Below are 20,159 nucleotides of genomic sequence, written 5' to 3' on the forward strand. Positions count from 1 at the left end.
GGTTCGATCCCGTGCCCGGGCTTTCGAGAAAACGGAGGCTTTCCGGGAGGGGGATAAAAGAAGGGCGTCCGGAAGGACGCCCTGAAGATGATCATGGAGTAAGTCGGCTGTTCAGAGCCACGGCGCGGAGGAAAGTTCCGCGCCGTCCGTTCAGCGAGCGGGAGTGAGCGTCAGCCGCTTGTTGCCGTAAACGCGATCGAGGTTCTGTGGCTGGAACGGGAAGCTGACGTAGCGCCCCTTGAGCCAGGCGTCGATACCGTCGGCGTAGTGCGGGCTGGCCGGATTGCCGGATTGGCCGCTGCTGTTCACGCCGATCATCGGTTCGCTCTGGCCGAAGTCGACGATCAGCCGCATCGCCGGGATCAGCCAAGTGTCGAAGTCCTGGCCCCAGCCGTAGGCCGATACGTCCAGCGTGGTGTGGTCGCCGCCGGCCGGATAGGGCCCGCGATCGAGATAGCCCTTGATCGCGCCGAGTCCGGCGCGCTCGCCGGCCCCCAGGTAGGGGGCCATTTTCGAGCTGTCGCTCTGCCATTCGTAGGTGTGCAGCTTGCCCCATTGCCAGGCCTTGCGCTCGCTCCCCAGTCGCTGTTCGCAGAACTCCACGGCGGCGGCGAGGCTGCGCGCGAGGATTGCCGGCTTGTCCTCCTTCTGCGGAGTGCGGGTATCGTCCCAGAACGGACTCTCGTCGCGCCCGAGCAGGTGGTCGGCTTGCGCCGAGTAGGAGAGGTTGGTGGTCTCGACGAAGGCTTTCCAGGCAGGGCCGTCCTCCGGTCCTAGCTCGTCGAGGAATATCTGCCTGGCGCTCTCGTGGAGGAAGGCGCCGTACAGCGCGGCGTCGCTGGAGCTGGCTGTCAGCTTGCCGTCGAACGCCATCAGCCGGTCGTAGGCCTCCCGCGCCCGGCTGCGTTGCGCCTCCGGCAAGGCGTCGATGGCCTGGCGCAGCGGCAGCGCCATGCCGGGATTGTCGAACATGGCTTGCAGCTTGGCGACGAACAGCGAGGTCTGGTCGTACTGCATGCGGATCATGCTCTGGGTGTCGTGGCTCTTGCTGGCACCGGCGAGCTGGGCGATGCGCTCGGCGCGCTCCGGGTAGTACCAGGAGTTGGACAACTGGGCGCCGTAGCCGGGTTGCACGGTGCGGTGGTTGGCGGTACCCAGCCAGCCCTGCTGCGGGTCCTGGTCGGAGGGGTGGAGGATCGGGTCGGCATAGCCATCCCAGTCGTAGCGGCCGTCCCAGCCAGGGGAGGGCAGCAGGCCACGACCTTCCTTGCGGTTCGGATAGCGTCCGGTGACCTGCCAGCCGATGTGCTTTTCGTCGGCGAACACGATGTTCAGCGGCATCGCGCGAATCTCGCGGGTGGCGTCGAAGGCCTGCTCGATGGTCTTGGCCCGCGACAGGTCGAAGAATCCGTCCAGGGTCTTGTCGGCTTCCTGCTGGATGCTCCGGTAGGCCAGTCCGTAGCCGCTCTTCAGCGGCAGCGGCTGGAGGATGTTCTTGCGCTCGCCCAGGGCGCTGTTGAGCAGCGGGCCATGGCGGGTTTCGTGGATGACCTCGCGGATCGGCCGCTGGCCCTTGATGAAGAAGGTTTCCTGGCGTTCGCGGGTTGGCTGCCACTTGCCGTCGGCCAGGTAATAGAGCCGGTTGCCCTGGCGTCGCAACTGTTCCAGGTAGAGATCCTGGTTGTCGCCCAGGACCATGGTCATGCCCCAGGCCAGCTTGCCGTTGAAGCCCGCCACCACGCCCGGCAGACCGGCGATGGAAACGCCCGCGGCCTGGTACTTGGGCGAGCGGATCTGTACGTAGTTCCACACCGACGGCATGCTCAGTGGCAGATGGGTGTCGTTGGCCATCAGGCTCTTGCCGCTGCGGCTGCGTTGTGGCGCGATAGCCCAGTTGTTCGAGGCGGCGACCCCGAGCATGCTCAGCGCTGCGACCTGCCGCGCCGCGCCCTCGACGCCCGCGAGGCCGGGAACCTGCCCGTCCAGGCGCAGGCCCTTGAGCTTTTCCGCCTCGTCGAACGGCAGGTTTTCGTCGGGATAGGTCGGCGTCAGCCAGGCCAGCTTGTCGCTGCCGACCTTCTGCGCGAGCGTCAGCGAGGCGATTTCTTCCTGCAGGTTCACCGCCAGGCCGAAGTTGAGCAGGGCGAAGACCAGCGCCGAGTCCTCGGGCTTCCAGTATTCCGGACGGTAGCCGGACTGGGCCAGCTCCATCGGCAGCTTGTCGCGATAGCGATACAGGTAGGCGTTGACCCCGCGCGCGTAGACCTCGAAGAAGCGTTGCAGGCGCGGCGAGGCGTTCCTGTACTGGATCTCCGCGGCCTGGCGCAGGTTCACGGTACGCATGAAACGGTCGATCTCCAGCGCGCCGGGGCCGACCATCTCGGCCAGCCGTCCCTGGGCCAGCAGGCGCAGGCTGACCATCTGGCTCAGGCGGTCGGAGGCGTGTACGTAGCCCAGGGCGAACAACGCGTCATGGAAGGTGCCGGTTTCGATCAGTGGCATGCCCAGCGCGTTGCGCCGGATCGATACGTTTTGCGCCAGGCCCTTGATCGGTTGCACGCCGGAGGTCGGCGGCAGGCTGTCGGCGTAGCGATCGTCGAGCCAGGACTGGCAACCGGCCAGGCCCAGGAGGGTGCCGAAGGCCGCGGCGGCGCCGCAACGGGGAAGAAAACGCATGAAGGCTGGCGAGGCCATGGGGTGGGGGCTCCTGCGGGAGTGGTCGCGTCGAGAGGCGCTACGTTAGTGAGGAGCGCAGGGCTGCGCAAGCTCCGCCTGCGATCGTCCGCGAGGACGTCCGCAGGCCGGCTCGGGACCCGCTACTGCGGCGGATTGATGCGCTCCACCAAAGCATAGGCGCGTTGCGTCGCCGGACGCTGGCGAATGCTCTCGAACCAGCGCTGCAGGTGTGGGAAGTCGGCGAGATCCTGCTCCTGCCACTGATGTGGGACGATCCACGGATAGATGGCCATGTCGGCGATGCTGTAGTCGTCGCCGGCGACGAAGGCGCGGTCCGCCAGGCGCTGGTCGAGAACGCCGTACAGGCGCGCGGTTTCCTTGACGTACCGGTCGATGGCGTAGGGAATCTTCTCCGGGGCGAAGCGGTTGAAATGGTGGTTCTGCCCGGCCATCGGCCCCAGCCCGCCCATCTGCCAGAACAGCCACTGCAGGGTTTCCTGGCGCGCGCGCAGGTCCTTGGCGAGGAACCGTCCGGTCTTTTCCGCGAGATAGAGCAGGATGGCGCCGGACTCGAACAGCGACAGGGGAGCGCCGCCGTCGGCTGGTTGGCGATCGACGATGGCGGGAATCTTGTTGTTCGGCGACACCTTCAGGAAATCCGCCTGGAACTGGTCGCCCTGGCTGATATTGATCGGATGGATGGCGTAGGGCAGGCCGGTTTCTTCCAGGAAAAGAGTAATCTTGTGGCCGTTCGGGGTGGTCCAGTAGTACAGGTCGATCATCGGTGCGTCTCCGGCTCGTCGATGGGCTACGAACGGAAGACTCTACGCCAGGAACCTAGGTTCGATGCAAACCGCTGTCGCGCATGACGCCCCGGCGGGGCTGGTGGCGCGCCAACGAAAAGGCCCGCTGCTCAGCGGGCCTTCGGATGCCGGCGCGTGCGAAGGGTCAGGCGCCGTGGCACTTCTTGAATTTCTTCTCGCTGCCGCAGGGGCAGGGATCGTTGCGGCCTACGGCCTTGAGCGGATTGCGCACCGGCTCGTGGCTGTGGTTGCAGTGCGGACCGTGGACATGACCATGGCCATGATCGTGATGATGATCGTGGTCGTGGTTGCAGTTCGGGCCGTGTACGTGGGGTTCCTGACTCATGGTGGACCTATTCTGGGATGAAATCGCCGGGAATTATCTCGCCATTTCGTCTCAGGTGCACGCTGCGGCCGAACATCAGTCCGGTCTTCACTTCGCCCTGCAGGCGGTAGCGGATCGGCTCCTCGGGACGCTCGAGGAGCTTGACGATGTATTTCATGTGGCGCCAGAGATTGGTTCGCACCGGCACGTCGAATACCTCGTGGCCGTGGGCGGGAACCGTGAACCACTGCCCGGACTCGCCTTCTGCGAGCTGGATGTCGTTCAGTTGCACGGCGTACTGCAGGCCGCGTACCGGCAGGCTGAAATCGTTGGGGTTGTCGATGCGGAAGCGCATCACGAACTCCTGTTCCAGCAAGCGTGCCTTGACCACTTCCACCTTCAGCAGCTTGACGTCGGGGTCTTCGAAGCTGCCGGTCATCCAGCTGCAGCCCGAGAGATTGGAGAGAACTCCCCACGCCATTATTAGACTGATAATTCTTATCATTTGCGCCTGGTAATTCATGCTATTCACCCCGAGACGCCCCAGTTTAACAAGCAGTGATTGTGCTGCAACTTATTGTTGTATAGAGGAAAGATGTTTCAGGTACAGGCCTGTGTCCATATGTTTCCCGTAGCGCAGTCGGGGGAGCATGGAGAAGCGCGTACGCCCGTGCAAGTCTTCCCGTCGGCTGGCGTGACCGGCTCGGCTAACCTGAACGGACCCGCCGGCCAATTTGCCGGACCCAGTCACTCCACGCGTGGCTGTCGATGGGTACAATCGTTCGACGAAACGCCAGGGCCGCCATGCCGAGCGGCCCTTCACTCGGAGAGATGCCAATGAGCCGCTTTGAAATCGCCTTTTCCGGCCAGTTGGTCGCCGGCGCCCGGCCCGAGGTGGTCAAGGCCAACCTGGCCAAGCTGTTCCAGGCCGACGCGCAGCGTATCGAGCTGCTGTTCTCCGGCCGCCGGGTGGTGATCAAGAACAACCTCGATGCCGCCTCCGCGGAAAAATACCGCAGCGTGCTGGAGCGAGCGGGAGCGATCGCCGTGGTCGCCGAGATGGAGATCGAGGAGGTGGTCATGGCGCCGCCGCCTGCGCAGCAGGCCGCCGTGGAAGCCCCACAGGCCCGCGTCGCTGCGCGGGACAGCGCGCCCTCCGGGCGTTTGCAGGTAGCGCCGCGGGACGGCTACATGGCGGCGTTCGCCGAGGTCGATGCGCCGGATTTCGGCCTGGCTCCGGTCGGCGCCGACCTACAGGACGCCAAGGCCGAAGCCGAGGCGCCGAAGCTCGACCTGAGCCGCTTCAGCGTCGCCCCGGTCGGTAGCGACATGGGCCAGGCACGCCCCGAGCCAGCGGCTCCGGCTCCGGACACCAGCCACCTGCGCCTGCAGGACTGAGGCGGGCAGCGGCCTGCGACAAGCGTGGGCGTGGGGCGGATAACCGCGTCGCGGGCCGTGGCATCGGGGACAGGCGCGGGGTTGGAGGAACGCGTCGACCAGGGGCAGGCGCTTGCCTCAGTGGTCGAAATCGTCCTGGTAGACGAACTTGGGCATTTCCCAGTGGAAGCGGATGGCCAGCAGGCGGAACAGGAAGCCGCTGAACAGGGTGATCAGCATCGCCTGCTCGGAGGGCAGTTCCAGCTCCACGCAGATCAGGTAGCACCAGGCGCTGGCGAAGGACACGCTGGCATAGAGTTCGCGGCGGAATATCAAGGGTACGTCGTTGCACAGGATGTCGCGGAGAATGCCGCCGAACACCCCGGTGATCACCCCGCTGATCGCCGCGATCAGCAGGCTGTGGCCCATTTCCAGGCTGACCTGGCAGCCGATCAGGGTGAAGGCCACCAGGCCAACCGCGTCGAGTACCAGGAACAGCGAGCGCAGGTGGCGCATCAGCGGCGCGATGAACACTGTCACCAGCGCGGCGACTGCGGTCAGCGCCAGGTATTCCGGGTGACGGACCCAGGTCAGCGGGTAATGGCCCAGCAGCATGTCGCGTACCGAGCCGCCGCCCAGGGCGGTGACGCAGGCGATCAGCACCACGCCGAACAGGTCCATGCTGCGCCGGCCGGCCGACAGCGCGCCGGTCATGGCTTCGGCGGTGATGGCGATGATGTAGAGCACGGTCAGCAGCATGGGGATGGGGCCCGGATGAAAAGGCTGCGCATTCTACCCGAGCGCTCGTCAACGCCCAAACCGCGCAGCCTGGCGCAGCATCTCAGGCGTGCATGCGCAACCAGAAGCGTTCCTGGCAGGCGTTGACGAAGTGCTTGTAGCGTGGGCTGATTTCCCGCCCGGCGGAATCCAGCACTTCGTAGCCGATCCAGCATTCCTCGCAGGCCCCGCTGCTTGGCAGGAGGTCGCGCTCGCAGTGCTGGCGCAGGCGCACGCCGTTGTCGAAACGGTAGAGCGCTTCGCAGCTGTGGATCTCGACGCCGTCCTCGCAGCGCTGTTGCTCTTCGACCTGCGCATCGCTTATCGAGACTGGCGAGGGCAGGGCATGGATGGCGCGGATATAGCTGGCGAGCGAATGCATCAGGTGATCCATGGACCGCAGCATTTCTTCAGCTTGCCGCCGGCGCCGCAGGGGCAGGGGTCGTTGCGGCCGAGTTTCAGGGCCACGGTCGGATCGAGGAAGTACCAGCGACCGTTGCGCTGGACGAAGCCGGAACATTCGCGATGGGCATGTTCCCCCTCGGCGTCGTGCCAGCGCGCGACGAAGGTGACTCGCGCATGCTCCGGCTGGCCGCCGAGCACCTCGTGGTTTTCCACCTCCAGGCCGAGCCAGGTGCTGCCGTGGCTCCAGGCGCGGATGCCGTCGAGATCGAGGCCGGCCTGTTGCGCCGGCAGCGTGGTGTCGCGCAGGTAGTCCACCAGTCCGAGGGCATAGGCGCTGTAGCGCGAGCGCATCAGGGCTTCCGCGGTAGGCGCGGGATGTCCCTGGTGATAGCGGCCGCAGCAATCGTCGAGCGGGTCGCCGCTGCCGCAGGGGCAGGAGGGTTGGGTCATGGTTACCACCAGTACTTGCCGAAGTTTTCCGGGTTGGCCCAGAACTTGGCGTTCAGCCAATCGGGGACCTGCTTGTATTCGTACAGGTCGTAGGTGTACAGGGTCAGCGTCTGGCCTTCGCGCTGGAAGCGTTCGCTGTTCTGCATGGCGAGGGCGAAGAAGTCGGTTGCCTGCCAGTCGCTGGCCTCGAGGTCGACCAGTACGGCGACCCGGCTGGCGTTCAGGTTGCGCACGCCCGCGAGCAACTGCAGACCGGTGCGCTGCGGCAGGTGTTCCAGGCAATCGACGAACAGCGCCAGGTCGAAGCGCTGGCCGGCCAGTTCGGCGGGCAATGCCGCCGCCGGGCTGTGCGCCAGTTGGCACTGGGGATGGTTGTGGATGAAGGCCTCCACCGCCGGCAGCCGGCTGGCGCCGACCAGCAGCAAGCGCTTCGGCGCGTAGCGGGCGAGCAACGCGGCCAGGGCCTGCTGCGGGGTGCGGGGAGAAATCGGTTCGCTCATGGGAAAACACTCTCCTGGGATTCGCCAAGACTAGCCTGAAGCGCCTGCATGGCCTAGTGCTGGCGCTTTTTTCGGCTGGGGTCTTTACTCCCTATTTGTCGGTTACAACCGATCCACGAGGAGAGTTCCAATGAGCATCACGAGGACCGCTTTACCCCTGATTCTGGTCAGCGGCTTGCTGACCGGTTGCGCAGGGTTGCAGAAAAGCGACTGGCCGACCTGTGCGGCGGTCGGTGGTGTTACCGGCGCCGGCCTGGGCGCGATCGAAAGCAGCAGCTGGGCCGGCTGGGGCGCCCTGATCGGCGGTGGCGTCGGTGCCGCCTATTGCTGGGTGCACGGTGCCGGCGAACAGGTCGCGCCGCCGCCTCCGCAGCCGGTCGAGGAAGTCGCGCCGCCGCCTCCCGTCGTCAAGGAAGAAACCATTGTCGTGCGCGACCTGCACTTCGCCTTCGATTCGTCGAAGGTGGACGCCGCCGACAGCGAGAAGCTCAACGGCATCGCCGAACGCCTGAAAGGCGAGGCGGCCAGTACGCGCCTGAGTATCACCGGGCATACCGACAGCGTCGGTTCCGATGCCTACAACCAGAAGCTGTCGGAACGGCGCGCGAATGCCGTTGCGAACTATCTGATTGATGCCGGGGTGCCTTCGAGCATCATCGTCGGCGTGCAGGGATTGGGCGAAAGCCAGCCGGTCGCCGACAACAAGACTCGCGAAGGGCGGGCCGAGAATCGCCGGGTGGAAATCCTCATCAAGCGCGAATGACGCAGGCGGCGCGGAGCAGAACGGGGGCGTCGAAGCCCCCGTTTTCGTTCATGGCTGGCGCCGCGGCGGGCTGGCGAGTATGTTCCCCCGCACACGATGTCTTGGGGGGAGTTCCATGAAAGCGTTTCTCGGGCTGGGCAAGCTCGTGACCCTGGTGTTCTGGGGCGCGGTGCTGGTCAATCTGCTGCATCCGTTCGCCTATCCGCTGAACTGGCTGTTGTCGATAGCCGGCGGCCTGATCCTGTTGATCCACCTGATCGAGATTCTCGTCCTCGGAGGACGCCTGAAAGCGCGTGCGCATCCCTGGCTGGACCGTCTCCAGGTCTTGCTGTTCGGGGTCTTCCACATGCTTGCGTTGCCGGCGTTGAGCCCGGCCAGCGAGTTACCGCAGGACAAGGAGGACGATCATGCGTAAGGCCATGCTCGGATTGTTCCTGGTCGTTCCCCTGGCCTGGGCTGGCGCCGCGTTTTCGGCCGAGGCGCCGCCGGCACGCCAGCAGGGTATCGGCGGAACCGTGAAGGTGCAGGCGAACTCGGTGATGCGCCTGCCCAAGCGGGCCCAGGAGCTGCGCCTGCGCAGAGTGGAGATCGGCGAGGATGCCGCCCTGCTGATTCCGCTGGAGGTCAGCGTCCTGCGCATCGAGGAACTGCACATGGCGAAGAACGCCCGGATCGGCGTGGCGCCAGGCGAGGAGCGAATCAGCATCGAAGTCGTCAGCGGCCGCCTGGCCGATGGCAGCATCATTTCCGCGCCCGGCGCGACCGGCACCTTCCGGCAAAGCGCCGGTAACGGCCGCGACCTGACCTTGCGCCTGCAGGCGGTGGAGGTGGAAAGCCTGCTGCTGGACGCCCGCGGTGGCGTCGGCGCTCCAGGCTACGATGGCCTGGACGGGGCTTCCGGCAAGGCCTCCGGCTGCCTCTGGGGCAGCGCGCTGAAAGGTGGCGACGGCCAATCCGGAAGCGACGGCGGTCCGGGCGGGGCGGGCGGTCGGATTCGTCTGGAAGTGCCGGGCGATTTTCCTCTGGAGCGCTTGCAAACCCGTCTGCAAGGCGGCGTCGGCGGCGCTGGAGGCAAGGCCGGCAAACCGGGTGCGGCGGATAACGCCACCGGTTGCTGGATCTACTCGGTGGATGCCGGTCGTGCGGGGCGCAGCGGAGAGGACGGCGTGAACGGCACCAACGGCAGCGACGGCAGCCTGGACGTCGTGCGCTTCTGAGGAGAGGCCGGCAGCACGGCTTCCGGCGCCTCGCCGGTTCAGAGGCTCGGGCGTGCCGCTACCAGGGCTATCAGCAACAGGCCGAGGAGCAGGTTGAAGCCGACGGTGCGGCGGATCTTCCCCAGCGCCTGCCCGCCTGCCGGCCAGTCCTGGGCCTGCACCGCGCGGCGCAGTTCCGGCACTTGCAGCGCCTGCACCCGCAGGAACAGTGCCAGCATGGCGACGTAGAGCCCCATCATTACCTGTACGTAGCGCGGCGCGCCGGCGAAACCGTTGAAGCTCAGGTGCAGCATGCCGACGCCGCTGATCGGCAGCAGGATCACCGCAGCCCAGACCCAATGGAAGAAACGGCGGAACACCTCCAGCCACAGGCCCAGGCGGGCTGGGGCCTCCAGCGCGGCGACGGCCGCCGGACGAAGAATCGTCCAGGCGAAGAACATGCCTCCGACCCAGACCAGGGCGGCCAGGACATGCAGGGCGTAGACGAGGGCGTAGGGGGGCATTCGGCGATCTCCGCTGGCGGTTGTGACGAAGCGCGTTATCATAGCCGCCCTGTCGAACCACTGAAAATTTATCCAGCTATGGCGCGCCGGCGGATTCGTCTTCCGCTGCGCGCCGGGCCCAGGAATTCCATGCTCAGCGCCGAACTCAAGTCCCAGATCCAGGGTGCCTACACCCGCTTTCTCGAAGCCAAGGAGCTGAAGCCTCGCTATGGCCAGCGCCTGATGATCGCCGAAGTGGCCAAGGCCCTCGGCGCGATCAAGGAGGACGAGGAGGGGCACCGCGAGGGCGAGCCGGCGGTGGTCGCGGTGGAGGCCGGAACCGGTACCGGCAAGACCGTGGCCTACAGCCTGGCGGCGATCGCCTGCGCCAAGGCCAGTGGCAAGCGCCTTGTGATAGCCACCGCGACCGTCGCCCTGCAGGAGCAGATCGTCCACAAGGATCTTCCCGACCTGCTGCGCAACAGCGGGCTGGCCTTCAGCTTCGCCCTGGCCAAGGGCCGCGGGCGCTACCTGTGCCTGTCCAAGCTCGACGTGCTGCTGCAGGAAGGCCAGGCGCAGAGCGCGACGGCGCAACTGTTCGCCGACGACGGTTTCAACATCGATGTCGACGAGACCAGCAGCAAGCTGTTCAACCAGATGATCGAACGCCTGGCCGGCAACCGCTGGGACGGCGACCGCGACAGCTGGCCGGAGGCGATCGACGACGCGCATTGGGCGCAGCTCACCACCGATCACAGCCAGTGCACCAACCGACATTGCCCGAACTTCCAGCAGTGCGCCTTCTACAAGGCGCGCGAAGGGATGACCAAGGTCGACGTGATCGTCACCAACCACGACCTGGTCCTGGCTGACCTGGCCCTGGGCGGCGGCGCCATCCTGCCCGATCCGCGCGAGACCCTCTACGTGTTCGACGAGGGCCATCACCTGCCGGACAAGGCGATTGGCCATTTCGCCCATTTCACCCGCCTGCGCGCTACCGCCGACTGGCTGGAGCAGGTCGCCAAGAACCTCACCAAGCTGCTCGCCCAGCACCCGCTGCCGGGCGACCTCGGCCGCCTGATCGAACAGGTGCCGGAGCTGGCCCGGGAGATCAAGACCCAGCAGCAGTTCATGTTCACCGCCTGCGAAGAGATCGGCGATTTCCGCGCCGGCGAGGACATGGAAGGTCGCGAGCGGCCGCGTCACCGTTTCGTCGGCGGGGTGGTCCCCGAGCATATCCGCGAGATGGGCATCGAGCTGAAGAAAGGCTTCTCCAAGCTGACCGACCTGTTCACCCGCCTCACCGATATCCTCAAGGAGGCGATGGACGGCGAAGGCGCCGGCGGCATCGCCAGCCACCAGGCGGAGGAGTGGTACCCGCTGTTCGGTAGTCTTTTGGCGCGCGCCCAGGGCAACTGGGAACTGTGGACCGCCTTCACCTGCGAGGACCCGCAGGACAGCCCGCCGATGGCGCGCTGGCTGACCCTCGCCGAGAGCGGCAGCTTCTACGACATCGAAGCCAACGCCAGCCCGATCCTCGCCGCCGAGACCCTGCGCCGCAACCTGTGGAACGTCGCCTATGGCGTGCTGGTGACCTCGGCGACCCTGACCGCGTTGGGCACCTTCGACCGCTACCGCATGCGCGCGGGCCTGCCGCGCAACGCGGTCACCGCGGTGGTGCCGAGCCCCTTCCACCATGCCGAGGCCGGGGTATTGCGGGTCCCCGACCTCAAGGCGGATCCGCGCAACGCCGCCGAGCACACCGCGGCGATCATTCGCGAGCTGCCGGAACTGGTGAAGGGCGCGCGCGGCAGCCTGGTGCTGTTCTCCTCGCGCAAGCAGATGCAGGAAGTCTTCGACGGTCTCGACCGCGACTGGCGCAAGCGGGTGTTCATCCAGGGCAACCTGTCCAAGCAGGAAACCCTGAACAAGCACAAGTCGCGAGTCGACGACGGCGAGGACAGCGTGCTCTTCGGCCTCGCCAGTTTCGCCGAAGGCGTGGACCTGCCGGGGGCCTATTGCGAACACGTGGTGATCGCCAAGATTCCCTTCGCGGTACCCGACGACCCGGTGGAGGCGGCGCTGGCCGAGTGGATCGAGGCGCGCGGCGGCAATCCGTTCATGGAGATCGCCGTGCCAGACGCCTCGCTGCGGTTGGTCCAGGCCTGCGGGCGGCTGCTGCGCACCGAGCAGGACCGCGGCACCATCACCCTGCTGGACCGCCGCGTGGTCACCCAGCGCTACGGCAAGGCTATCCTCAATGCATTGCCGCCGTTCCGCCGGGAAATCGCCTGACGCGCTGGCCTGCGCGGGAGGGCGCCAGCCTTCACGTCCGAGCCGCATCAGGAATTCCCGGCATTTGCCCAGGCCGGGATGGAGTTAAGGAAAACAGGCTTCATGATCCGTTCGCGTTGGCATCTTCCCCTGCTTCTCGGCCTGCTCGCGGTGGCCACGCCGCTGGCGGCGAGCGACATCCAGCAGGTACTGTTCAACTTCGTCAAGCCAATGGCCGTGGTCGGCATCACCCTTGAGGATGCCGACCTGCCCAGCGCGACGGCGGAGGCCACCCCGGAGGGCGACATTCTCCGTCGCGTCACCTTCAGCCCGGCGCAACGGCCCACCTTGCGCATGAGTCCGGCGCTGGGCCGTTGGGACTGGTCCGCAGCGGACTACGTGAGCCTGCGCATCCAGAACGCGATGAGCTGGGACATGACCCTGGAGGTCGCGATCGAGGGCGAGCAGGGCGCGCCGGGGCTGCAGGCATCCATCGAGCTACCGGCAGGCCCGCCGCAGACCCTGCTGGTGCCGTTGCGGGCGGTTTCGCCAGAGGCTCTGGGCATGCGTGCGGGGCCGCCGATGCCACAGATGGTCGAAGGCCAGCGGGTGCTGCTGGCGCCACGCGTGGAGGGCTCGCTGGACCGCGCCAGGGTCGGAGCGCTGAGCCTGTCCCTGCGCTCGCCGCAAGCTCCCCAGAGTATCCTGCTCGGACGTTTCGGCATACGCACAGGGAGGGCGGTGGAGCGGAGCATCCTGACCGGCCTGATCGATCGCTATGGCCAGTACAGCCGCGCCGACTGGCCGGAAAAGATTCGTTCCGACGAACAGTTGCGCAGCGCCTATGCGGCCGAGGCCGCACAGCTCCGCGACTGGGAACGGCAGACACCGGCGCGCGACCGTTTCGGCGGCCTGCTGGGTGGGCCGGTGTTCGAAGCCAGCGGTTTCTTCCGCACGGAAAAACGTGGCGGGCGCTGGTGGCTGGTTACTCCGGAAGGACATCCGTTCTGGTCGCTGGGCGTTAATGCGGTGACCGCCGACGGCAGCCGGACCTACGTCGAAGGACGCGAGCCGATGTTCGCCGAACTGCCGGCGGAGGGTGAGCCGCTGGCCGCATTCTTCGGTGAGGGCGACGACCGCCGCGGCGTCGCCGCGCAGGCCGGGCGGCGCTTCGGGCATGGTCGCTGGTTCGATTTCCTCGGTGCCAATCGCCAGCGCATCGCTCCCCAGGCGAGTGCTGACCAGCTCGCCGGCGAATGGCGCCAGCGCACCCTGGAGCGCCTCTCGGCATGGGGTTTCAACAGCCTCGGCAACTGGAGCGATCCGGCGCTCGCCGCACAGACGCGGATGCCCTACAGCCTGCCGCTGTCGATCGCCGGCGACTACGCCACGGTCAGCAGCGGTTTCGACTGGTGGGGAGCCATGCCCGATCCCTTCGACCCGCGCTTCGCCATGGCCGCCGAGCGCGTCATCGCCATCGCTGCTCGCGACCACCGCGACGATCCCTGGCTGCTCGGCTACTACGCCGACAACGAACTGGCCTGGGCCGGGCGCGACGGCTCGGCCCAGGCGCGCTACGGCCTCGCTTTCGGAGCCTTGACGCTGTCCATGGACAGTCCGGCGAAGCGCGCCTTCGTCAAGCAATTGAAAGCCAAGTACCTGGGCCATGAGGCATTGGCCGAGGCCTGGGGCATCGAGCTGGCCGCCTGGGAGGCCCTGGAGGCGCCGGGCTACGCGGCTCCGCTGCCGGGCGAGGGGCATCCGGCCATCGCCGAGGACTACAGCGCCTTCCTCCGGCTGTATGCCGACGCTTACTTCAAGACCCTGCGCGACGCCCTGCAATGGCACGCACCGAACCACCTCCTGCTCGGCGGCCGCTTCGCCGTCAGCACTCCCGAGGCGATCACCTCCTGCGCCCGGTATTGCGACCTCCTCAGTTTCAACCTCTATACGCCGTTGCCCGGGCAGGGCCTGGACGACTCCCTGCTGGCGCGGCTGGACAAGCCGGTGCTGATCAGCGAGTTCCACTTCGGCTCGCGGGATCGCGGTCCGTTCTGGGGTGGTGTCAGCGAGGCGGCCAATGAGCGGGCGCGCGGCGACTCCTACCGAACGTTCCTGGAGGCGGCGCTGAAGAGTCCGTATATCGTCGGCGCCCACTGGTTCCAGTACCTCGACCAACCGGCCAGCGGGCGTCTGCTGGACGGCGAGAACGGCCATATCGGCCTGGTCGGGATCACGGGCTTGCCGTTCGCCGGCTTCGTCGACACGGTGCGCCGAAGCAACCTTGCCGCCCTGTCGCGACTGTCGGCGATGGCCAGGTCCATGCCTGCCGTCGAGCCTCTGCCGCCGCGCGAGGATTCAGCCGGTTCATGAGCGCGCATTCACCGCCGCCCGCTTGCGGCGAACCCCTCTTATGTCAGGGTTCACAAGGCCGCCGAGGGCTGGAAGAATGCCCCGACCACTTTCCCACCGGAACTTGCCCATGACGCCCCAAGGCCACTGTGACAGCCGTTTCGCCCCGCTTGCCGAGGCCTTCGCCCGGCTTTTCGACAATCCGCAGGAGCGCGGCGCGGCGTTGTGCCTGGAGGTCGGTGGCGAGACGGTGGTCGACCTCTGGGGCGGCGTCGCGGACAAGGACGGCGAGCAGCCCTGGCAGCGCGACACCATCCTCAATCTGTTCTCCTGCACCAAGACCTTCACCGCCGTTGCCGTGCTGCAACTGGTGGCCGAGGGCAAGCTCGAACTGGACGCGCCGGTGGCACACTACTGGCCCGAGTTCGCCGCGGCCGGCAAGGCAGCGATCAGCGTGCGCCAGTTGCTCTGCCATCGCGCCGGCCTGCCGGCGCTGCGCGAGCAGATGCCGCCCGAGGCACTCTACGACTGGCAGGCGATGACCACGGCACTGGCCGCCGAGGAGCCCTGGTGGACGCCTGGCGAAGCGCACGGCTATGCACCGATTACCTATGGCTGGCTGCTCGGCGAGGTGATCCGCCGGGTCGACGGCCGCGAGCCGGGCGAGGCCATCGTGGCGCGCACCGCGGCACCGCTGGGCCTGGATTTCCATGTCGGCCTGGACGACAGCCAGTTCGGCCGCGTCGCCCACATGGCACGGAGCAAGGGCAGCCTCGGCGACGCTGCCGCCCAGCGCATGCTGAAGACCATGATGAGCGAGCCATTGGCGCTGACCACCCGTGCCTTCACCAATCCGCCGTCGATCCTCACCAGCACCAACAAGCCGGAATGGCGACGCATGCAGCAGCCGGCCGCCAATGGCCATGGCAACGCGCGCGCGCTCGCCGGCTTCTATAGCGGCCTGTTGCAGGGACGTTTGCTGGAAGATGAACTGCTGGGCCAGTTGGCCCACGAACACGCGGTAGGCGAGGATCGGACCTTGCTGACCCGGACCCGCTTCGGCCTCGGCACCATGCTCGACCAACCGGGCGTGGCCAATGCGACCTACGGACTCGGCCCCAAGGCCTTCGGCCACCCTGGGGCGGGTGGCTCGATCGGCTTCGCCGATCCCGAGCGCGACCTGGCTTTTTCCTTTGTCAGCAACGCCTTGGGGCCGTATGTGCTGATGGATCCGCGGGCGCAGCAGCTGGCGCGTGTCGCGGGGGAGTGTCTGTAATCCGTTGGTTAACTTTTAACCGCTTGTCGGCTCGACGCTAAATTTCATTGCCAAATAATGGCTTAGCGACACAATCTAAAGCGTCGTATGAGATAGGGCGTTGCCGGGGCAGTGGATTGACTCCGGCATCGCTGCGATGTGACCGGCGGTTGAGCCGAATGTTCCATCGGGCTCGCCTTCTTTCACTTCCAACGGACCCCGACGTATGAAACTGCTTAAGACCTCGACGCTTCTTCTCTGCATGACCGCCTCCGGCTGCAGCTATTTCCAGACCCAGGACGCTTCCTCGCAGCCAGCCAAGGCTCCGGCCGAGCAGGCTTCCAGCCATTCATGGTGGCCGTTCGGCAAGGACGACGGACAGACCGTCGCCAAGCAGGCCACGGAACAGAAGGCCGAAGCCGAGCATGTCGGCTCCAGCCACTGGTGGTGGCCGTTCGGCAAGGACGAAGGCGGTCGGGACGTAGCCGCCAAGGCTGCGGAGCAGAAGGCCGAGATCGCCGCGGCGAAGAAAGAAGTCGCCGCCGCAGCCGAGCCGAAGGCCGCCAACCCCTGGTGGTGGCCGTTCGGCGCCAGCTCGGCGAGCAAGGCGTCGGGCAAGCCGGCACTGGTCCAGCAGAAGGTCACCAAGGAGTGGCTGGATGCCCATGAGAAAGCCCTGCGCGAAGCGATCGCCGGTAGCGAGTTCACCCTCGAACGCCGCGACAACGCATTGATCGTCATCGCCCCCGCCGACTACTCGTTCAATCCCAAGCGCCACACCATGCTGATGCCGATCACCCTCAACCCGCTGGGCAAGGTCGCCAAGATGGCCCAGGCCGATCCGCAGAGCGGTATCCTGGTACTCGGCCATACCGACAGCACCGGCAGCAAGGCGGTCAACGACAAGCTGAGCTTCGAGCGTGCCCAGTCGGTGGCGGCGATCTTCCGCCTCAGCGGCCTGAAAGGCGACCAATTGCGCCTGAAGGGGGTCGGTTCCGACATGCCGCGCGCGGACAACGCCAGCGCCGCCGGCCGCGCCCAGAACCGTCGCGTCGAAGTGCTCTATACCCAGCGCGCCAGCCTGCTGTCCCTGGCCCAGGGCAACTGAGCCGAACCGGGGCAGGGCGCTTGGCGCCATTGTCCCGGATCAAGCGCGAGGCGGAGTCTGCGGTTAAGCTATGGCGCATTTCCCCCTGGAGATGCGCCATGACCCAGTCCCTGGCCGATATGCGCCGCGAGTACACCCGCGATGGCCTCAGCGAGGCCAACGCCCCTAGCGATCCCTTCAGCCTGTTCCGCCAGTGGTTCGACGACGCGGTGAAGACCGAGCGCCTGCCGGTCGAACCCAACGCCATGACCCTGGCCACCGTCGACGCCGACGGCTATCCGCATTGCCGTATCCTCCTGCTCAAGGGCCTCGACGAGCGCGGCTTCACCTTCTTCACCAACTACGAAAGCGCCAAGGGCCGGCAACTGGCGGCCAATCCGCGGGCGGCCATGACCTTCTTCTGGCCGGCTCTGGAGCGCCAGGTGCGCATCGAAGGCAGCGTCGAGAAGGTCACTCCCGAGGAATCCGACGCCTACTACCAGGTGCGTCCGCTGGGCAGTCGCCTGGGCGCCTGGGCCTCGCCGCAGAGCCGGGTCATCGCCGATCGCGCCGAGCTGGAACGGCTGCTCGCGGACACCGAGCGGCGTTTCGCCGACCAGCCGCCGAGCTGTCCCGAGCACTGGGGCGGCTACCGTCTCCTGCCGCAGCGCATCGAGTTCTGGCAGGGGCGGCCGAGCCGCCTGCACGACCGTCTCGACTATCGACGCCAGGACGGCGGCTGGCGGCGCGAACGCCTGGCGCCCTGAATCCTCCATGTTCGAACTGGATTCGACGCTGGCGCAGCACATCGTCGATCGGGCGATGGCGATCCTGCCGCACAACATCAATGTGATGGATGCCCAGGGCATGATCATCGGCAGCGGCGATCCATCGCGCCTGCATACCCGCCACGAAGGGGCGCAACTGGTGCTGGCCAACCGGCGGGTGGTGGAAATCGACGAGCAGGCCGCCGCCTGCCTGCGCGGGGTGCGGCCAGGGGTGAACCTGCCGTTGCTGCACGCCGAGCGGCTGGTCGGCGTGCTCGGCATCACCGGCGCGCCGGAGGTGGTCCGGCCCTATGCCGAGCTGGTGCGGATGGCAGCGGAAATGCTCATGGAACAGCGCCAGATGCAGGACGAGCGACATTGGCAACGCCAGCGTCACGAAGCCTGGCTGCGCCAGTTGCTCGATCCCGGCCACGGCCTCGGGGCGCTGGCGGCCGATGCCGAACACCTGGGGCTGGCCATGCACTGGCCGCGCCAGGCGGTCTTCCTGGAGCTGCCCGAGCATGCCGATCCGCTGCCTTGCCAGGCTCGCCTGCTGGCGGCACTCGGCGGCCGGGCGGAGCACTGGAGCGCGGCGCTGGGCGAGCGCCTGGTGTTCTGGTGCCGGCCGGTAGCCCACGCAGATACGCTCGAGCACTGGCTGGAGCGCGCCGACGCGCGCGGCTGGGGCGTGGCGCGCCTGTGTGCCGGCGACCCGGCGCACGACCTGGCCGAGCTGCGCGCCTCGGCCTGCGCCGCACGCGACCTGCTGGACTATGCGCGCAGCCGGTTGCCCGGTCGGCGGGTCGTGACCCTGGACGGACACCGCCTCGCCAGCCTGCTGTTCAGCCAGCGCGACAGTTGGCAGGTGCGGCAGCTGCTGGCGCCCTTGCAGCGGTTGCTCGACCACGATCCGCAAGGTTCGCTGGCCGCTACCCTGGAGTCCTGGTGCGCCCATGACGGGCACGCCCAGGCCTGTGCCCAGGCGCTGGGAATCCATCGCAACAGCCTGCGCTACCGACTGGAGCGCATCGCTTCGATCAGCGGGCTCGATCTCGCTCGCCTGGAGCACCGCCAGCAATTGTTGCTGGGGCTGCAATTGCTCGTTCCGCGCCGCGGGTAACGGGCGGATCAATCGATTCACTGTGCAGTCGCACAAAATGTTCCCCTTCCAGCGCCGTCTTCCTCTGGCCGTTGCACAAGGCGTGTCCGGTCCCGACGGAGCGAAAATGACCCGCCCCTGGGCGCCCATCCCACACCCATAACAACAAGGAGGCGGCTCATGACCCTGGTCCTGATCCTGCTGGCGTTGATCGCCTTTATCGTCCTGTCCACCACGCGACTCAAGCTGCACCCGTTCCTCGCCCTGCTGGCGGCCGCGCTGATCGCCGGCTTCGCCTACCAGGTACCCACGGCGGAAATCGTCAAGACCGTTACCGGCGGCTTCGGCAGCATCCTCGGCTACATCGGCATCGTCATCGTGCTCGGCACCATCATCGGGGTGATCCTCGAGCGCAGCGGTGCGGCGATCACCATGGCGGAAAGCGTGATCCGCCTGCTCGGCGAACGCTTCCCGACCCTGACCATGTCGATCATCGGCTACCTGGTGTCGATCCCGGTGTTCTGCGATTCCGGCTTCGTCATCCTCAACTCGCTGAAGAACGCCCTGGCGGCGCGGATGAAGATATCCACCATCGCCATGAGCGTGGCCCTGGCCACCGGTCTCTACGCCACCCACACCTTCGTGCCGCCGACCCCGGGACCGATCGCCGCGGCCGGCAACCTCGGCCTGGACGCCAGCCTTGGCCTGGTGATCGCGGTCGGCCTGGTGGTCGCCTTCGTCACCGCGATGGCCGGCATGTGGTGGGCCAATCGCTTCGTCGGCAAGGACATTCCCCTGGTCGACGACGGCCAGGTCGTCCAGACCGAAGAGGATTTCAGCGAGCTGCGTGCCCGCTACGGCAAGCTGCCCAGCGCGACCCAGGCGTTCGCGCCGATCTTCGTACCGATCCTGTTGATCTGCCTTGGCTCGGTCGCGGTATTCCCGAGCAAGCCGCTGGGCGAGGGCGTACTGTTCGCCTGCCTGAACTTCCTTGGTCAACCGGTGATCGCCCTGCTGGTCGGCCTGGCCCTGGCCTGCACCCTGCTCAAGGGCCAGAGCAAGCGCGAGGAATTCCATGAGCGCGTGGTGGAAGGCATCCAGTCGGCCGCGCCGATCCTGCTGATCACCGGCGCCGGCGGCGCCTTCGGTGCGATGCTGAAGATCACTCCGCTCGGCGACTACCTGGGCAGCACCCTGTCAGCGTTGGGCATCGGCCTGTTCATGCCGTTCGTGGTGGCGGCCGCGCTGAAGACCGCACAGGGCTCGACCACCGTGGCGCTGGTCACCACCTCGGCGCTGGTCGCTCCGCTGCTGCCGCAGCTCGGCCTGGACAGCGAGATGGGCCGGGTGCTGACGGTCATGGCGATCGGTGCCGGAGCGATGACGGTGTCCCACGCCAATGACAGCTTCTTCTGGGTGGTCACACAGTTCAGCCGCATGACCGTATCCACTGCCTATCGCGCCCAGACCCTGGCGACCCTGGTCCAGGGTATCGCCGGTATGCTCGCGGTATGGCTGCTCAGCCTTGTGCTGCTCTGATTGAAGCGGGG

20 protein-coding genes are annotated in these 20,159 nt (G+C 66.9%); 11 read left to right on the forward strand and 9 right to left on the reverse strand.

Translation table 11 applies throughout. From position 1 onward, the window contains the following. Positions 1-150 precede the first annotated feature (150 nt). From quiP to JHD77_RS16855, 4 genes are all read right to left on the reverse strand, one after another. Positions 151-2,694, reverse strand: coding sequence for an acyl-homoserine-lactone acylase QuiP (quiP, locus tag JHD77_RS16840; protein WP_031755663.1), 2,544 nt, complete (start codon positions 2,692-2,694; stop codon positions 151-153). A gap of 122 nt (positions 2,695-2,816) precedes the next feature. Continuing rightward, positions 2,817-3,458 (reverse strand): glutathione binding-like protein, encoded by a 642-nt coding sequence (locus JHD77_RS16845; RefSeq protein WP_003081964.1) that lies wholly within the window; start codon positions 3,456-3,458, stop codon positions 2,817-2,819. Positions 3,459-3,624: 166 nt separating this feature from the next. Further along, entirely contained in the window at positions 3,625-3,825 is a 201-nt protein-coding gene (locus JHD77_RS16850; RefSeq protein WP_003081984.1) for an SEC-C metal-binding domain-containing protein, read from the reverse strand. Positions 3,826-3,832: 7 nt separating this feature from the next. Continuing rightward, positions 3,833-4,327: an LEA type 2 family protein gene (locus tag JHD77_RS16855; RefSeq protein WP_003123186.1), complete on the reverse strand. Its 495-nt coding sequence runs from the start codon at positions 4,325-4,327 to the stop codon at positions 3,833-3,835. Between the two features lie 314 nt (positions 4,328-4,641). On the opposite strand from JHD77_RS16855, the gene JHD77_RS16860 reads away from it, so the two are divergent. Continuing rightward, the gene (locus JHD77_RS16860) at positions 4,642-5,202 is read left to right on the forward strand and encodes a hypothetical protein (protein WP_003123185.1); all 561 of its coding nucleotides are present in this window, start codon (positions 4,642-4,644) and stop codon (positions 5,200-5,202) included. A gap of 117 nt (positions 5,203-5,319) precedes the next feature. Here the strand turns inward: JHD77_RS16860 and JHD77_RS16865 are convergent, their stop codons facing one another. The 4 genes from JHD77_RS16865 to JHD77_RS16880 form a co-directional block, all read right to left on the reverse strand. After that, positions 5,320-5,940, reverse strand: coding sequence for a trimeric intracellular cation channel family protein (locus tag JHD77_RS16865; RefSeq protein WP_003081997.1), 621 nt, complete (start codon positions 5,938-5,940; stop codon positions 5,320-5,322). 82 nt (positions 5,941-6,022) lie between these two features. Beyond that, positions 6,023-6,340, reverse strand: a complete 318-nt coding sequence (locus tag JHD77_RS16870) for a hypothetical protein (protein ID WP_003086341.1) — start codon at positions 6,338-6,340, stop codon at positions 6,023-6,025. Continuing rightward, complete coding sequence (locus JHD77_RS16875; protein ID WP_003125052.1) at positions 6,340-6,813, reverse strand: YchJ family protein; 474 nt, start codon at positions 6,811-6,813, stop codon at positions 6,340-6,342. Before JHD77_RS16875 ends, JHD77_RS16870 begins: the two co-directional genes overlap by 1 nt. Positions 6,814-6,815: 2 nt before the next feature. Beyond that, the gene (locus JHD77_RS16880) at positions 6,816-7,313 is read right to left on the reverse strand and encodes a DUF6231 family protein (RefSeq protein ID WP_023086510.1); all 498 of its coding nucleotides are present in this window, start codon (positions 7,311-7,313) and stop codon (positions 6,816-6,818) included. A 130-nt stretch (positions 7,314-7,443) separates the two neighbouring features. Between JHD77_RS16880 and JHD77_RS16885 the strand changes: the two genes are divergently transcribed. The 3 genes from JHD77_RS16885 to JHD77_RS16895 all read left to right on the forward strand — a co-directional run bounded on the left by JHD77_RS16885 (position 7,444) and on the right by JHD77_RS16895 (position 9,293). Continuing rightward, entirely contained in the window at positions 7,444-8,076 is a 633-nt protein-coding gene (locus JHD77_RS16885; protein ID WP_003082015.1) for an OmpA family protein, read from the forward strand. 115 nt (positions 8,077-8,191) lie between these two features. Beyond that, positions 8,192-8,491 carry a DUF1145 domain-containing protein gene (locus tag JHD77_RS16890; RefSeq protein WP_003082018.1) on the forward strand — a complete coding sequence of 100 codons (300 nt, stop codon included), beginning with the start codon at positions 8,192-8,194 and terminating at the stop codon, positions 8,489-8,491. Further along, complete coding sequence (locus JHD77_RS16895) at positions 8,484-9,293, forward strand: hypothetical protein (protein WP_031755665.1); 810 nt, start codon at positions 8,484-8,486, stop codon at positions 9,291-9,293. Before JHD77_RS16890 ends, JHD77_RS16895 begins: the two co-directional genes overlap by 8 nt. Before the next feature lie 38 nt (positions 9,294-9,331). Here the strand turns inward: JHD77_RS16895 and JHD77_RS16900 are convergent, their stop codons facing one another. Continuing rightward, positions 9,332-9,796: a CopD family protein gene (locus JHD77_RS16900; protein WP_004348547.1), complete on the reverse strand. Its 465-nt coding sequence runs from the start codon at positions 9,794-9,796 to the stop codon at positions 9,332-9,334. A 129-nt stretch (positions 9,797-9,925) separates the two neighbouring features. Between JHD77_RS16900 and dinG the strand changes: the two genes are divergently transcribed. The 7 genes from dinG (at position 9,926) to JHD77_RS16935 (ending at position 20,148) form a co-directional block, all read left to right on the forward strand. Continuing rightward, entirely contained in the window at positions 9,926-12,070 is a 2,145-nt protein-coding gene (gene dinG / locus JHD77_RS16905; RefSeq protein WP_003449010.1) for an ATP-dependent DNA helicase DinG, read from the forward strand. Between the two features lie 78 nt (positions 12,071-12,148). After that, complete coding sequence (locus JHD77_RS16910) at positions 12,149-14,422, forward strand: hypothetical protein (protein WP_003123181.1); 2,274 nt, start codon at positions 12,149-12,151, stop codon at positions 14,420-14,422. A gap of 109 nt (positions 14,423-14,531) precedes the next feature. After that, positions 14,532-15,677, forward strand: a complete 1,146-nt coding sequence (locus JHD77_RS16915; protein WP_003112520.1) for an EstA family serine hydrolase — start codon at positions 14,532-14,534, stop codon at positions 15,675-15,677. 205 nt (positions 15,678-15,882) lie between these two features. Continuing rightward, entirely contained in the window at positions 15,883-16,764 is an 882-nt protein-coding gene (locus tag JHD77_RS16920) for an OmpA family protein (RefSeq protein ID WP_003082037.1), read from the forward strand. A 98-nt stretch (positions 16,765-16,862) separates the two neighbouring features. Then, positions 16,863-17,510 carry a pyridoxamine 5'-phosphate oxidase gene (gene pdxH / locus JHD77_RS16925; RefSeq protein ID WP_003158199.1) on the forward strand — a complete coding sequence of 216 codons (648 nt, stop codon included), beginning with the start codon at positions 16,863-16,865 and terminating at the stop codon, positions 17,508-17,510. Positions 17,511-17,517: 7 nt separating this feature from the next. After that, positions 17,518-18,630, forward strand: a complete 1,113-nt coding sequence (locus JHD77_RS16930; RefSeq protein WP_003112517.1) for a CdaR family transcriptional regulator — start codon at positions 17,518-17,520, stop codon at positions 18,628-18,630. 159 nt (positions 18,631-18,789) lie between these two features. Further along, positions 18,790-20,148, forward strand: a complete 1,359-nt coding sequence (locus tag JHD77_RS16935; RefSeq protein WP_015503357.1) for a GntP family permease — start codon at positions 18,790-18,792, stop codon at positions 20,146-20,148. Positions 20,149-20,159: the final 11 nt, after the last annotated feature.

It is taken from the genome of Pseudomonas sp. P20 (genome assembly GCF_016463925.1).
In the GTDB taxonomy this organism is placed as follows: Bacteria; Pseudomonadota; Gammaproteobacteria; order Pseudomonadales; family Pseudomonadaceae; genus Pseudomonas; species Pseudomonas aeruginosa.